Source organism: Winogradskyella damuponensis, assembly GCF_039538385.1.
Taxonomy (GTDB): Bacteria; Bacteroidota; Bacteroidia; order Flavobacteriales; family Flavobacteriaceae; genus Winogradskyella; species Winogradskyella damuponensis.
In genome coordinates, this window is record NZ_BAABCB010000007.1 from 84,429 (window position 1) to 100,182 (window position 15,754).

The 15,754-nt window shown below is 30.7% G+C and carries 10 protein-coding genes; 2 read left to right on the forward strand and 8 right to left on the reverse strand.

What is annotated here, in order from left to right; translation table 11 throughout:
* Nucleotides 1-8 precede the first annotated feature (8 nt).
* From ABD730_RS04540 to ABD730_RS04565, 6 genes are all read right to left on the reverse strand, one after another.
* Entirely contained in the window at nucleotides 9-1,295 is a 1,287-nt protein-coding gene (locus tag ABD730_RS04540; protein ID WP_344712887.1) for a DNA cytosine methyltransferase, read from the reverse strand.
* Nucleotides 1,276-2,697 carry a DNA cytosine methyltransferase gene (locus ABD730_RS04545; RefSeq protein WP_344712889.1) on the reverse strand — a complete coding sequence of 474 codons (1,422 nt, stop codon included), beginning with the start codon at nucleotides 2,695-2,697 and terminating at the stop codon, nucleotides 1,276-1,278. Before ABD730_RS04545 ends, ABD730_RS04540 begins: the two co-directional genes overlap by 20 nt.
* A gap of 127 nt (nucleotides 2,698-2,824) precedes the next feature.
* Entirely contained in the window at nucleotides 2,825-5,221 is a 2,397-nt protein-coding gene (locus tag ABD730_RS04550) for an AIPR family protein (protein ID WP_344712891.1), read from the reverse strand.
* A 2-nt stretch (nucleotides 5,222-5,223) separates the two neighbouring features.
* The gene (locus ABD730_RS04555) at nucleotides 5,224-6,204 is read right to left on the reverse strand and encodes a PD-(D/E)XK motif protein (protein WP_344712893.1); all 981 of its coding nucleotides are present in this window, start codon (nucleotides 6,202-6,204) and stop codon (nucleotides 5,224-5,226) included.
* A gap of 12 nt (nucleotides 6,205-6,216) precedes the next feature.
* A complete protein-coding gene (locus tag ABD730_RS04560) occupies nucleotides 6,217-9,351 on the reverse strand; it encodes a Z1 domain-containing protein (RefSeq protein WP_344712895.1) in 3,135 nt (1,044 codons plus the stop codon).
* A gap of 9 nt (nucleotides 9,352-9,360) precedes the next feature.
* Nucleotides 9,361-10,857, reverse strand: coding sequence for an ATP-binding protein (locus ABD730_RS04565; RefSeq protein ID WP_344712897.1), 1,497 nt, complete (start codon nucleotides 10,855-10,857; stop codon nucleotides 9,361-9,363).
* A 503-nt stretch (nucleotides 10,858-11,360) separates the two neighbouring features.
* Here ABD730_RS04565 and ABD730_RS04570 point away from each other — a divergent pair.
* Nucleotides 11,361-11,501: a hypothetical protein gene (locus ABD730_RS04570; RefSeq protein WP_344712899.1), complete on the forward strand. Its 141-nt coding sequence runs from the start codon at nucleotides 11,361-11,363 to the stop codon at nucleotides 11,499-11,501.
* Between the two features lie 657 nt (nucleotides 11,502-12,158).
* Here the strand turns inward: ABD730_RS04570 and ABD730_RS04580 are convergent.
* Together ABD730_RS04580 and ABD730_RS04585 are read right to left on the reverse strand one after the other, a co-directional pair.
* Nucleotides 12,159-12,524 carry an endonuclease domain-containing protein gene (locus ABD730_RS04580; protein WP_344712901.1) on the reverse strand — a complete coding sequence of 122 codons (366 nt, stop codon included), beginning with the start codon at nucleotides 12,522-12,524 and terminating at the stop codon, nucleotides 12,159-12,161.
* A 360-nt stretch (nucleotides 12,525-12,884) separates the two neighbouring features.
* Nucleotides 12,885-13,811 (reverse strand): T9SS type A sorting domain-containing protein, encoded by a 927-nt coding sequence (locus tag ABD730_RS04585; protein WP_344712902.1) that lies wholly within the window; start codon nucleotides 13,809-13,811, stop codon nucleotides 12,885-12,887.
* A gap of 614 nt (nucleotides 13,812-14,425) precedes the next feature.
* On the opposite strand from ABD730_RS04585, the gene ABD730_RS04590 reads away from it, so the two are divergent.
* Nucleotides 14,426-15,592: a glycoside hydrolase family 3 N-terminal domain-containing protein gene (locus ABD730_RS04590; RefSeq protein WP_344712904.1), complete on the forward strand. Its 1,167-nt coding sequence runs from the start codon at nucleotides 14,426-14,428 to the stop codon at nucleotides 15,590-15,592.
* The last annotated feature ends 162 nt before the right edge of the window (nucleotides 15,593-15,754 follow it).

Sequence of the window (15,754 nt, forward strand, 5' to 3'; positions counted from 1 at the left end):
TCAAAAAACTAATTAAATTTTTTATTTAGACAAGAATCTTGAATAACTTCAGCTATCGCAATCGCTATTTTTTTAGCCATTAAGGGAGGCACTGCATTTCCAATCATTTTATAATTATATCCCATAGTTTCAATAAACTCAAAATCGTCCGGAAAAGATTGAATTAACGCAGCCTCTTTAACTGTAATACTTCTAGCCTGATTAGCGTCCGGGTGTATAAACAATAATCCATCTTTCTGCAAGTGAGCAACTATAGTTTTAGAGGGCATATCCCATTCCAAATTTCTATATTTCCCATGTTTTGAATCCTTACCTAACATATCATTATAAAACTTAATACGCTCATTAGTTGAGCATTTATTCATATTATTTGATATCCATTCTCTGAAAATTTTTATATCTCGTTCATTATGAAATCTAGGAATATGATTTCTAACACTCGCATCATTATATTTCATTGGTGCATGCGAAACCCTTCTCCCGTTAACTATATTAATCTTATTTAATGGTTTGAATTTAGGTAAATGTCCAATAGCATCAAAAACACTTTTTTTATTTCCCCTCTTTTGTTTATTAATTTCGGAATAAATTGTCTCCAAGTTAAGACTTTCAGTCTTCAAATCTTTCCTAATACCAATAATGATAACTCTATTTCTTTCTTGAGGAACACCAAAATCACTTGAGGTTAAAATTGAAGATTTTAGATTTTTAGGTTCTAATATTTCGTAATTATGTTCTTTAAAAGATTCATAAACTCTTTCTGTAACGAGTTTCCCTCCTGGCTTGGCACTTAACATACCTGGCACATTTTCAAAAACAAATAATTTTGGTTGAAATGTATGTACAACACTTATAAAACTTTCAAACAAATAGTTTCTGTAATCATTTTGCATCGAAAGATTGTTTTGCGCTCTACCTGCAATAGAATATGCCTGACATGGAGGTCCTCCAATTATCAGATCTACTTTATTACCTCCAACTAACCCCATGAGTCCACTATCTATAACTAACTTATCATTTGCACCTCCATAAGATTTAATCGTTTCTTCTTCCCATTCTCCATAAATAAGTTCTTTTACTTTTTGAATATCAAAATGAATGACTCTCTTATTGGCATCCTCATTAGAGTGCTTCCATTTATTTTTAAGCCGATTTCTTAAAGTATTTACCATTGGCAGATCCCACTCGACATGTGCAAGAGCATCAAAACGACCGGATTGCAAAAAACCTTCCGATAAACCACCACAACCGGCAAACAAGTCTATAAATGTTATTTTATTTGTCTTCTTTTTCATATACCACTTTAAGTGCTAATTTGAAGTTTTCTGCAAACACACTTGCTAATAGAGGAGGAACAGCATTTCCTATTTGCTTATATTGATTTCTAATATTACCCGTAAAAAAATACCAATCTGGAAAAGATTGAATCCTTGCTGCCTCTCTTGGAGTTATGCTTCTTGGATTTTCACCAGGATGCACATAAGAATTACCATCTGTTTCTAAATGTGCTATTATTGTTTTTGAAACATTTTCTGGGTCTAGTTTGAAATATTTATCGCCAAAACCAGTTACCTTTTTATTACCTTTCTCATCATAAGTTACGCCATAGGTGACCCTTGATAATGCTTTAGCGTTTAGTGGATCATTTAAATATTTCCCAGGAACTAGATACTTATAGATAAACAAATCTCTTTCATTATTGTATCTAGATTTATGATTATATAAGTATTTTGGCTTTATTAATTTTTTGTTATAAGTATTTATTTTTTTTAGATAGGGTGATTTTTTTATGTTCTTTAATAAAACTTCATAAGGTTCGTCTGAAATGTTTTTGCCAAAACTATTACTGTTAGTAAATGAGATTTCAGCTTCCTCTTTATAGTTGTTAGGTTTAGGGTTTGCTTTAATTTGAGGCAAATCTGAAATAACTTCTTTTAGTTTTATAGGTTCTTTTTTAGATGCTAAAATCTTATTAAATATATCTTGAGCTGTAATTTCATACTTCTCTGATATATCTTTTCTAACTCCTATAAAGAAAATACGCTCCCTATTTTGAGCTAAACCGAAATCTTTGGCATTTAGAACTTCAGACGCTACATCATAACCGTATATTCCCGTTTGGCTTAAAGATTTTTCAATTAAATCTCTATATCCTGAAGCAGAAACAAGGCCCTTAACGTTTTCAATAAGAACAAACTTAGGTAGTAATTTTTCTGCAAACTTCAGATAATATTTAAAAAGCTGATTACGAGGATCGTCTATAAAACCTTTTGTTCTTTCTTCCAAGGTTGCCTTTTTCGACCTACCAATCATTGAAAACCCTTGACAAGGAGGACCGCCTACTAACACATCTACATGGTTAATTTTAGACAGCATCTTGTTTATTTTTTTATTGTTTTTTAATGAGGGTGTGTTTTTACGTAACTCTACTTCTTTATAGGTTTCAACTACCATATGTCCTTGTATATCATATGTAACCTCCCCATTACCAAGATGTTCATATAACTCTTTAATATCTCCTAGAATAACTCTGTTTACATCAGTTTCGGGATGTGCTATTCTAAGGTTTTCTTTTAGAGTATTGAGTGCAGGCTCCGCAATATCATTAGCAATTTCGAGATGAAACCCATTATTACCAAATCCAATAGTTAGGCCTCCTGCCCCTGCAAATAAATCGATGTAATTATATTTTTTCATAAATAGAATGGCAAATATAAGCTCTAAATTGAAACCATCTCCAACTTAATTTATATTCATATTTTATCACATACTATTAATGGAAATTAGTTACAAAAAGTAAGAGTATTATTAGACTATACAACTTTTAACTTTTAAAATATTTCGAAGCTAAACTTACATGTTTAAACTCTGGACTTTTTCCATTTAATAATGCTTTTCCTATTTCAGTAATTGAACTTGTATATTTAAACCCCTTATTTCTTGCTAATTGCTCATGCCCCTGAAATACAGTTACAATATTTTTATTGTCACTAATTGCATTACCATAAATTGTCATTATCTTATTCAAAGCTGAAGGAATTGATAAGTCTGACTCTACATTTATTTGGTCAAATATTGAATTTGCATTTATTCTTATATTAGAAAATAAATCATCAAAAAACTTTATGCCTTGTTCAGAAAGCTTCTTGTTAGTGAATAATTCGGCAACATAAAGACTGAAGAGTCTTTGACTGTATTGTAACTGTACTTCATTATTTACATTATACATTATTAAAGCATTTTCTAATTTTGTGTAATACTCTTTTGTTTTAGAGTAAAGACCAACAATTTCATTTAATTGGCTAAAATCAACTTCTTTACTTTTCTTTGCTTTAGGTTTAGAAAAAGTATACTTTTCTGTAATAGATAAAGCGTTACTATTTTTTGTAAACTCTTTTAAATCGGTACTTTTCTTAATTGCCTCCCACAATTCTTTTTTCTTAGCGTTTTCAGATACATCCGTGCTAAATTTATATTTATCAATAAGATGATACATTTTTTTCATAAGTGACTTTAAAAACACTTTTAGGTCTTCCTCAATTTCCTGATCTTTCCAAAGTTTTTCTAAATTAAACTTTGCATCCCTCTTATCTGTACCTCCAAACATGTTATACAAAACTGATATTGAATAAGGAACTACAGCTGACCTAAGCTGTCCTATAGCATTACTTCTAACACCATGAATATCTTCCATACCCCTAAACAATATAGCTTTAGCTATAAGCTCTTCATAGAAATATCTATCAATTTCAATCTCTCCTTTTCGTACACCTTCACCATTTAAATTCTCCATGAAAGTTCTAAATACTTTTTCACCACCTTTTTTTACTAACCAAGGCTGGTCACCCCAAGCTGTATGATATTTTCCAATATCAGTTTTAGACAATCTGATTTTTCTAGGGTAATCTCTTTCTATTTTACCTCCTGTTAACCTTTTTCTTGTAGCAAACTCTCCTTTTGATTTTTCAAAAAACCATTTTCTTCCATTTGGAGTTAAAACTGTATCTGATAACTGTTTAATTCTATCAATTTTCGGATCTCTAGACCTTAAATCTACCCTAGACACCTTAGATTGGGAGTTTGAATACAAGCTAATGTTACTTATTAATGCGTTTAGATCTTCATCATTCAAGTTTTTAGCAATATTAATTTTTGCCATTAGATTTATTTCAGAAATATCAAGTTTATCCTTGTTAGAAAAAAAAATACTTGCTGTCGTTTGTCCTCCGTTTACAATTTGAAAATCCGTTAAAGTCTTTAAATATAACTTGGCACCCATTGATTCAATTTCACTATTGGTTGCTGTAATAGTTAAACCATTATTATAAGCAATAAATTTCTCTGGTGTTTCTCTGATAGTTTTTCGCATTCCGGCGTTTACACCTCTAAATTGGAGAAATGATCTAACATTTTTTTCTAACAATCTAGTACTATACTTTCTATATAAAGATGCTATACCTGATGCAGGGAGCACACATAGGTATGATTCAAAATCTTCTGTCTCTGCTGCTTTTAATACTTCTATTTTTGAACCAAAAATATCTTCTATATCAATTTCAAGAGCATACTCGTTTCCCTTTGATAACGAAACCGAATAAAGGAAATTTAAATCTATTAAGGTTTGCCTTATTAGTATTTTTTTTTCTTCTCTTCTCCTACCTAAAACGTATGTTGTTTTAAGCTCTTTATCTTTAAAGTTTAATCTTTTTAAACCTATAATTTGATTTTCTCTTTTAGAAACTGTGATTGTAGGTGAAACTAAAAATATTTCAATAACTTCTATCTGATTAATAAACTCTGATGATTTTAGCTGCTCTACAATAAAATAAGCTGGGTCGGAGTCTTGAAGATCTAAATGCCTTTTAATAGATTTTTTTATAAAATTATTAGCTTTAATAAACATTTCCTCATACTCTGCCTGAGTAGACAAAATTAAATCATCTTCCTTAGCACCTATACTTGTAGCCTTTTCATTAATTAGAAACAATTGTAGACGTTCTCCTGTTTCGTTTATACAATAAGCATCTACCTTAAGTTTACTACCATCTAAAATGGAACTATGAAAACAGTTGTTTATATCTTCAGAGTCTATCAGTTTAGTTTCTAATAAGTCTGATAAGATATTATCTAAAAATAAACTATCGGCATATCCACCACCATCAGGATATACTGAACTTTCTAGTAATTCTTTTCGATATGAAAAATATTCTTTAGTATCCATACTTAAAATGATTTAATTGTAGTTATAAACCCTTCAAGATCCTGAAGATTAACACTGTATTTAACTTTGCTTATGTGAATAGGTAATTTCGACTTTATTAACCTTGGAAACACTTTATTTTTATCAAGGACTAAATTACAGTCATATGTAATGTGCTGCTTAAGTGTAAACTTATAATTGTTATATTCCTTAAGATTTGAAGGAAATAATGATTTTTGAGCCAAAGCCTCAAATAATATACTTAAATCTCCATTAAGCTTTAGTATACTATCCTTAACAGTGCTTGTTAGAGATTCGATTGTTTCTTTCGAATTATAATTAGATTCAACAGATACCACTAAAAGTTCCATAGATTTTCCTGGTTCATTATCTAGTTGGTGTTCACTTGAAATTTTTACTTTTGAATTATCTATACTCTTAGTTTTAACCTCAATATTTTTATTGTCGAATACAAAATCGGTATTAACATCATAAGGTCCTTGCCATGACTTCAATATTGAATTTACTTTTTGTGGAGTTGTATTGATTAACAGTTCGTTTAAGACCGACAACTCTCCAAACATTCCTTTTATGACATCTTCCGATAATTTATTATTTCTACTATTTGCTAAAAAAGCTGACCACTTATTTATTGTACTTATAAAAATTGCTTTATATTCTAAATGATTTTCTAAATCTTTGATTTTAAAGAATAGAGATATGATTAAATCATTAAACAAAGTATAATAATACTCATCGATTAGTTCTAATACAATACAATTTTCTTTAACGTAGAATGATGTTTTTAAGTTTTCTTTAGTCTCTCCTCTAAAATTTGTCTTAGTACTTTTAGGAAGTCTCAACAATAAACATCTTCGCTTTTTGCTGTTAATCCCAAGATCTAAATCAGGTTTACATTTAGCGTCTATTTTCATCGTTATAAAGCCATTTCCTTTTTTATCAATAAGTTTTTTCCATTGATTTTCTAATTGCAGGGCATCCATAAATAACTGGTCTTATTTAATTTCTAATTCTTCTGAATCAGTTAACAAATCATCTTCATCTGATTCAGGGTTGTCATATATTGCTTCAAGTAATGACTTTTTATCCCAATTATTGTTATCTAAGTCTATATCAAAATCTCTAACCGAAATAAACTCTTTTAGTTCTTCTAACGTCATCTCTTCTGGTTCTTTATGAACATGTTGAGTAACATACATAGCTCCATCTACGCCAACTTTTGTAGGAAAACCTAAAGCATAACCTATTAATGGCACTTCATTTTGAAAGTCTATATCTAACCCTCTTTGTAATGCATAATTAGCTAAAGAAATATTATTGCCATAATTGTTGTTCTCTACATTGAAAATTTTATATAAATCCATTAAGTATATTATTAATAACCCCTGGGAGCTATCCATAAAGCTCCTATACTCTCTGTCGGGTACCGTTTTATTACCTGGGTTTTTCTCTAGATAGTTACTCTTAATTACAGCTATTTCTTCTTTAGTAAGCGTTAGAGAGAATGCATCTGGTGTTATAATAGTACTATTTCTTGCTTTAAATACATTTTTATCAACAAGAGCGCTATAGCTTAAGGAAGGTTTGCTTGGGTTATCGCCTATTCTTGGACCGGAACGAGTAACTTTTTTGAAGTTATAATTTTTCACCTTATCGTTCAGTTTTATTTCTCCACCCGTACTCCTTTGACTAACATTAATGGCTATTCTCCAATTTTTAAGCCTACCACTTTCAGAACAAGCATCTAAATATTCCCTTAAACCTAATATATTTAAATTCAACATTACATTAGGTAATTGAATAAACTCCATTAAGCCTTTTTGATCTGTATCATGAACAATATAATTAGGATGATTTTCATCTACACTCCATGAAATTTGTGAAAACTTTTCTTTAAAAGATTCATATGACTCATTAATCCTATCTTTATCTATCAGAAACTGAGTTGACTGCTGAACGGTATCTTCAAAAGATAAATTTTTTGTAGTCAATCCTTTTAAAAAGTTAGCTCGAGTAAGTTTTATTACATCAGGATTGTTTTGTACCCACAGGGTAAAGTCACTAGGTGTTCTGCCCGGCAACTCTGACAAATATTTGAATTTATTTTCAAGATCTTCTATAATTCTAGAGGCTTCATTAAATTTTTCTATATTTTCTGATGTTGTAAATAATTTACAGCAATCAAGATACCCAATTCGGTAACCAAACCATCTTCCCATTTGCATGAGTGTATCAGCGGTATTGGCTTTACGTAAGAAGTAATTAATAGTCAGCCCTTCAAGAGTAAAACCACGAGACAACCTATTACCTCCTATAGCAATATATTTTTTATGACCATTTTTGTAATCTAAATCTGTGTTTGTATATGAATTTATTGCTACTACCTCTATGCCTTCAATAGCCTTAATAAGTAGTGGTTTAATATCTTTATGATATTCTTTAGGAGTTAAATATTCGTCGATGTAATCTTTAGGTAGTTCATGTTTAATATTTGTAACTATATACTCAAAATGTTTAACCCAAACTCTTTCAAACTCCTTAAAAACAGAGGAATCTAATTTATCATGACTGATACTACTTGTTAATTCTGAAACAAACTCATTAATTAATTCTTTAAGCCTATTTTGCCATGTTCCAAATAAAGAAATGTGAATTAACATCGTATGATGAGGCTGAAAAAAAGGTGAATCTTTCAAAATTTCCTTTCTACTCTCTCGAATAGCAATTGAAAGTATAAAGCAGTGTATAGCTTCCTTTAAAGATTTAGGGAGGCCATCATTTTGGTTTGGATAAATATCATCTTTTTTAGCTGACCTAGTGCCCGAACCCCTACTTGTTGTAGGGTAATCATTACTTTTGAAAAACCGTGGAGGAAGACTTAAGTAGTACTCTGGGTCGTCAAGATCAATAGGTTTAGCAATTAAAGCTTCTATTTTATTAATCTCATCACTTTTAGTATCGAAAAAATGTTTAATTCCAACATAGTTAGATGGTGGGTTAAGTAACTCTATGAAATGATCTGGAAATAGGTTGTCTACTAAAGAGAAGCTATAATCCTGTTGTCTATCAGATAATTTAAGCTCAGTTATTGGTTGTTCATTTCTATCTTGAAAGACATTAGCAAAAGGAGTTGCAGTATATCCTAAATAGGTTTTTTTAGAAAACATTTCTAAAATAGCTCTTATTTCTGCATTTGTTTTAGAGGCATACTCAGCACCCTTATGTCCCATATTATTTAGCGAAGCATTATCACACTCATCATCAACAATTAATAAAGGTATATTTATTTTCGGATTATCATCATCTACTATTCCTTTTAACCAAAGTAAAATATTTTTTAGGATGTGAACATTTTTCTTTACAACTAAAATATTTTTATTAAAAATATCAAAATCAGCATCTAATAAATTTCTATTAAAATCAGACCCTTGTGATGTTATAGAAACAATAAGATTATCGTCAAAAGGATGTATTGCACCTACACCAATTCCCTTACCACCAACGCCTCTAGGACCTATAACTTCTTTCTCAATTCTTGCTTGAGTCTGAACCCTCAGATCCTCCATTATCCCAGAAAGTACAATAATCATTTTATAACCAGCATCGATCGCAGTATTAATAACCCCATTAAAATTTGCTGTTTTACCGGATTGGACACTCCCTACAACCATTCCTTTTCTATAAAACCCCTCCTCTTTTTTAGGGTCCTCAAAACTCTCAATAATATTTAGAGTACTTCTTCTTGTTTCATCTATTATTTTGTCACTACGACCAATTCTTTTTAAATATTCAAAATATCTTTCCCTGTATGTTGTATAACTACCATTGTTCCAACCTATTTCAGATTGCCTTTCTTTTGTTAGCCAAATATTGGAGTTAACTTTTAGAACAGAACTTTCTTCTATTGTGGCAGGAGTTGTTGCCTTGTGTTGATTAAGAGCGATTTTATAATATTTATTAAACAATTCATCAGAATATATTTTACCATAACTCTCACTAATTATTTTAGTTCTTATTTTTAGATTATCAACATCTATATTTTGATAAAAATCATACTTAAATTTTCCATTGTTATTTTCTGTATACCTATCTGACTCTGTGTTCAGTAAGTTTAAAATTATATCTATCATAATATATAGTTATACTAATATTTTTTTTAATTCATTTGGCAAATTGCCTTTATTAATACCTGTTCCTTTTAAGTATACCTCATACACTTCTTCTGTAGTAAGCCCTGATGCTAATAACTTATTAGTTGTATTAATAATTTCATTCTTAGAGATGTCTTCTTGTATAGAAACTGAATTATCATCTACATATCGTTGTTTGTTAATAACTGAATTAATCTTTCTTAATAATATTTTAAAATATCTTAAGGTCTCATCATTTAATTCATCCGACACCATTTTAACAAATGGATAGTTTAGATTTATTGAATAAACAGGACCTTTTGTAGTAGACTGCTTAGCTAAAAGCTTTAAATCATTATTAGAATTTATACCCTTACTACTTGAACTTTTCAACCCTCTATTATTATACTCCCTTATTGCTTCTTGTTTTAAATCACTGATATACCTTAAAACCCCCATTCTTAACTCATATGGAATAGATATTTTAGATTTAGCCACATTTAATTGAAGTTTTTCATCATTCATGTTTCCAACTTGAATTTTCAATCGAGCTAATTTTAATTTTGCCTGCTTCCTAATAACTCCATTCCAACCACCAAAGAAAATAATACGGTTACCACGATACACATAAATTCCCTCCATATCTAAAAGACTCTTATTTGAAGTAGACCAATCATTGGTGTTTTCAGAAGCAGATACTGGCAAAACAAAACCATCCATTTTTAAAACATCATTACCTAATAGCATCTCACGAGGTTCTAGTTTCCTCGCTATGCTTCCAGACTTTGATTTAAATGGATTAAATGGTCTTACTGAGACATTGTTTAATCTTATTTTTAGTGGATTTTCATTTTGTTCCATAAATTCATGAAACACAATACTTAAGTGTTCAGATGTTGTAGTAGTCAATTCATCATTAAGGTGCTTATGGTGATTATTAGAATCGATATAATTATCAAAGTTTTTTAACCCCTGCCACACTATTATAGTATTAGGCTCATAGTTTAAAAACTTTTCTAGATGATTATCTGAAGTATTTTTATATCGTTTCAATAATCTACAAATATCCTCTTCAGTATTTACAATAATCTCCCATTCCCCAGTTTTGCGAAGATGTGCAACATCCCAAGTCAAAGCTGCATATTCTTTGGAGTTTCTTTTTCTTGAAATAACAGTAAATTTTCTCGTCTGAGAAAAGGAAGCTGTTTTTAGACCTAGTCCAAAACGACCTAAATCTGTTTCTTTTCTTTTTAACTCCATATCTCTACTTGGAAATTGTAAGTTAGACGAAAGTTCTTCCTTAGTCATCCCAAATCCATTATCTGTAATAAAAATAAATGTTTGATCATCTTTATGCTCTGTTAATATCTCTATTTTATTTGCTTCAGCAGAAATAGAATTATCTATTAAATCAGACAAAGCCGTTTCTAACGAATAACCTTGTTCTGATATCGACTTTATTAAAAACTCCGAGTTTGGCTTTGCTTTAATTATTTTCGTATCCATGAATAAATTATTTTATTTTACGGCACATAAAGAATAACAATAAATTTAATTAACCTATTTTTAGATGATTGCTAAAAATAAAAAATATCCCCGTTAAACGTTACTGTTTTCTACAAATCTATTTTTTTTACAAACTAATGCTAAGAAATTAATCTAGAATTTCTTTGTTTTATTTTATTAATTACCACTTAGAGAAAAGGGACAGGATAATAAAAAACATTTTTATTTTGAAACTACTATCCAAAGCTCTTATTATGTTTTAACCCTTTCTAACAAAATCTTAAAAAGACAACAAATTTCTAATTCACTTTGACTCTTTATGTCATATTTTTTTAGACAAAATCAAAATTTAGGTTATAGTGTGGTTATATAATGATTAAAGTATGATTTATACATCTCAAATAGGAAAAAAGCATAAGCGAACCTTATACTAAACACATTAGATTAAGAGGTCTAGCAATAAAAAAAGCAATAGACACAAACAGAAATAACAAATCTTCTAATTGAAACATGGAATTAAAGTTTTTCCTAAACAAAGATTAAAAGAACTGGGTTTGCTTGACTTGACAGAAGATAATTATTTAGTTTATAGTTTTGAAGTAGATACTGAAAGTATTAGTGAATTTAAAAATTTAGAACAATAGAAGGAAAAAACATAAGAACAGCTGCTGGGATTCCATTTACTATTACACTTACAGAATTAATGGCTGTTATAAATAACATATTTGCACCATAAAAATCAATTAATACTATTCTAAAACGAGCGAAACTACTAAATACAATAAGCACTATTGGGATTTCACTGATTTTCTTCTTTTACGGCTTAAAATTAAGTCCAAATCAAATAAAACAAGGTTTAAAAAACATTTTCCTTATTTATTCAATTAAGCAATTTTCACCAATAATATGTTCTCATCACTGTGAAGATAAAGAAAACAGGAGTGATATGAGAATAATAGGAGAATTCGTTAAAGTTTTAGATAACTAAAAAACTACAATTCAGGTAATGCTTCTGCAAAACCTTTTACAACAACTTTAACCGAGTTAATTAATTCAAAAGTGTTATAAATACCAATTCTCTTTTACACCCCTAAAGTCCCCTCAAGGGGACAATCCTAACCGAGAAACCTAGGTAATTATATTTTATAGACACAAAATATAATCAAAAACCCAATAAACACTATATTTTCCTTTATCAAATGTCCCCTTGAGGATTATTGAGATGAAAATATATGTTCATTGAAGATACCGAGCGTAGCTCATTAGGGGTGTTTAGGAATATTTTGAGATGTTCCCTCTAGTTAATCACGCAATTCCCCAACCTTCGCCTCAATAACCAACAACACACTAAACATATTCTTTTTAACCTCGTCATTAGAGAACCTTAAAAAGGTAATACCATAAGCCTCTAACTCACTTTGTCGTTTAGTATCATATATAAAACGATGCTCATGACTATCACCATCAATTTCAATAGCTAAACCTATTTCATGGCAATAAAAATCTACAATGTAATTTAGCATTGGCACTTGCCTATGAAACTGAACACCGTAAGCACGTTGCTTTATATGTTGCCAAAGTAATACTTCGGGCAGCGTACTATGTTTCCGGAGTTGTCTAGCCAGTGCTTTTAGTTCTGGATTGTATGGAATGATTTTGTTTTTCATTTTACTAATTTATCACTCTTCTTTTTACACCCCTAAAGTCCCCTCTAGAGGACAATCTAGACCAAGAAACTTTTGTGTAAAATTAGTTTTTATTGATACCGTCCATAATATACAATTTTATGAATAACATGTTTTCCTTAAACAAATTTCCCCTTGAGGATTATTAAGGTGAAAGAATTCTTTTATCAAAAATACCGAGCGTAGCGCATTAGCGAAGTTTTAGAAATTACACATAATTCCCGCATCCTATTCTAAACAACTAGCAACACTCTAAATCACACCAATTTATCAAAAACACCAAACAAAAAAAAGCCTCAATTATAAAATAATCAAGGCCATTTCAATAAGATTTACGTAACGCTATTTTTTCAAAAGCTTATCTGTATGGGTCTTACCATCTGTAGTAACAATAGTTAACATATAAACGCCACCAGAAAGACGACTAACATCTAATGCATCTACAGAAGTACGTTCCATTAATTGCTGCCCATTTAAATTATAAACAGACACCTGCGCAATCTGCTCTCTCTGAATACCTGTAATTTGTAATTCATCAGTAACCGGATTTGGATAGACGCGCAATGTTGAACTATCAGCAACATCAGCAACACCTAAGGTACCCGTTTCAAAACTAAAATTATCGTAATAGGCATCACCACCATAATTGTTATGCAACATATTAAAACCTACAATATCAACAGACGTAAAATTGCTACGTGTATGCACCAAAACATCATTTAAGTAATACTTTAATTCTGTGGCAGTCACTTCAATTTTAACATGTAACCAAGTATTTGGAGTCCATTCTGCTCCGTCAATATAGGCAGCCGTATAATTAATGTCATCTATGGTATAAATAAATCCTCTATATTCCATAGCAATGCCTGCTACAGGAACAAAATCATCATTAGCATCAATACCAAAAAGCGTCATTTCAAAATCCGCTCCATTACTTTCTGTTACCATAACATCATACGAAAATGTAAAATCCTCAAATGACTTTGGTGTATCAAAACTCTTAACAGCACCAAAGATTGGTAACCATTGAAAATCAAAACTTGATTCATAAGAGTTTTTAAAGGCATAAACACCGTCTGAAGCTTCCTCATCAGACACCACTTGATTCTGAAGAAAAGCGCCATCTCCACTTTCTGTAACTTCCCAACCATTTTGATTATTTAGGGTTCCTAAAGTGTAAGATTCACTGGTTTCAAAGGAAATTGTTTCCTGACTAAAGACGCCTCCTGTAAGTAAGAACATGAGGCCAATTGCGTAATTTTTTATCATATTTTTTATTATTTAAAGGAATAAAAATAATATAAACTCATTGGAATTACGAAACAATTAACACTTCAAAAAGGTTTAAAATGAGTAGTTAATTGAGTTTCTGACACCTAACAAGAATTGCATTTTTTTAGGATGTTATAATTTTAATACTTTTCAAATAATAGCAAACAACATTGGCTTTCCAACGTAAAAAGAACCGCAAAGCCATATACATAAAACCACTAAGTAAGAGTTCACCCGTACCTAAGTCGGGTTAACCTCGGGTATGCGTCGGGTATGCGTCGGGTGTGCGTCGGGTGTGCGTCGGGTAGAACCCAACTTAATATAAGCTAAAACTAAAAGAATAAATAATATAACCCACAAATCAGACTGAAGTAAACAACTTAAGACTAACAAAGCTTCCTCTTTTTACATCTCTCCAACACGCTCATTAACACCCAATAAGAAACCGATATAAAATAAAAGCTTAAATTAGCAAACGCGTATATTTTGCAAGCAACTATCGTTCTGTTTCAACCGTTTTGTGGCTTCTTAGGGATAAAGATCATAATTCTAGTAAACTGTGGTTGATACTAGTCGTAATTGGCTAGAAGCTCTTTAAATATTATCACATTATGAAGTACCGTTTTTTAATTTCCATTTTAATACTTAATGTTCTATTAACGTCTTGTAATGGAAATAAAACAAAGCAACCTGTAATTAGTGCAGATGAATTACAAAAAAACAACATCTTACCTAGTGATAACGCAAAAGAGTTCTCTTTAAAAGACTTTTACACCTATGATAGCAGACTAGCCTATAAAACGGATAGTATTTTTAACACCATGACCGATTCAGAACGCGTGGCGCAGATGATAATAGCTTCTATTGGCGAATTAGGTCATGATTTAAACAAAGCCAAACTCCTTGTAGAAAACAAAAAAGTTGGTGGCTTTGTCATCTTAAAAGGCACCAAAGAAGATCACAAAAGCACTATCGAAACACTTAATGCTACAGCTAAAAAGCACAATTCATTTGGCCTTTTATTTAGTGCTGATGCAGAACCAAGCCTTTTTAACAGCCGTATTGTAGGGTCGCAACCCGTAAAAAACACAGTGGATTTAACATCTATTAGCGAAGTAGATGCAGTAGCTAAAACCATAAGTGACGAATTGCGTTATCTTGGAGTGCATCAAAACTATGCTCCGGTTTTGGATGTTAGTGAAAATAATTCAGCCATAACCAACAGAAGTTTTGGCGCTAATCCTAAAGATGTGATTAACAAGAGTAACGCATTTGTAGAACGTACCCAAAATGAAAATATAGTAGCCACCGTAAAACATTTCCCAGGACATGGTTTAGTCACAGGTGACTCGCATTTCAATACGGTTTTTATTGATGGTGATTTACTAGAACTCGATAATTATAAACCCATAATAGACAATGGAGTCATAAGTGTCATGGTCGCTCATATTTCGATAAAGAACAATCCTAAATACAATACGTTTAATGTTCCAGCATCTTGTTCTAAGAAAATAGTAACTGGACTTTTAAAAAACGAATTAAACTTTAAAGGTCTCATTGTTTCCGACGGCATGAAAATGAATGGTTTACAAAACATTCCAAAAGCAACATTAGAAGCCTCAAAGGCAGGTTGTGATATTATTTTAATTCCTAAAAACGAAGATGATACAGCCCAATTAATTTTAAACGAAATAAAAACTAATGCAGCTTATAAAGCTCAAGTATATGAATCTGTAATGAAAATAATTCGCTTAAAAACGTGCTTAGGTATTGAATAAATAGAACACCATGACGACGAGTTTAATAAAAAAAACACTTTGGATAATTTACGGAACCGTGGCATTAATTGCAATCGATTCTATCATAACAGCTATTGTATATTACCTATTCCATCTCACTATAGAAAACAACTACCAATTTTCCTCAAAAATAAAAAGCTA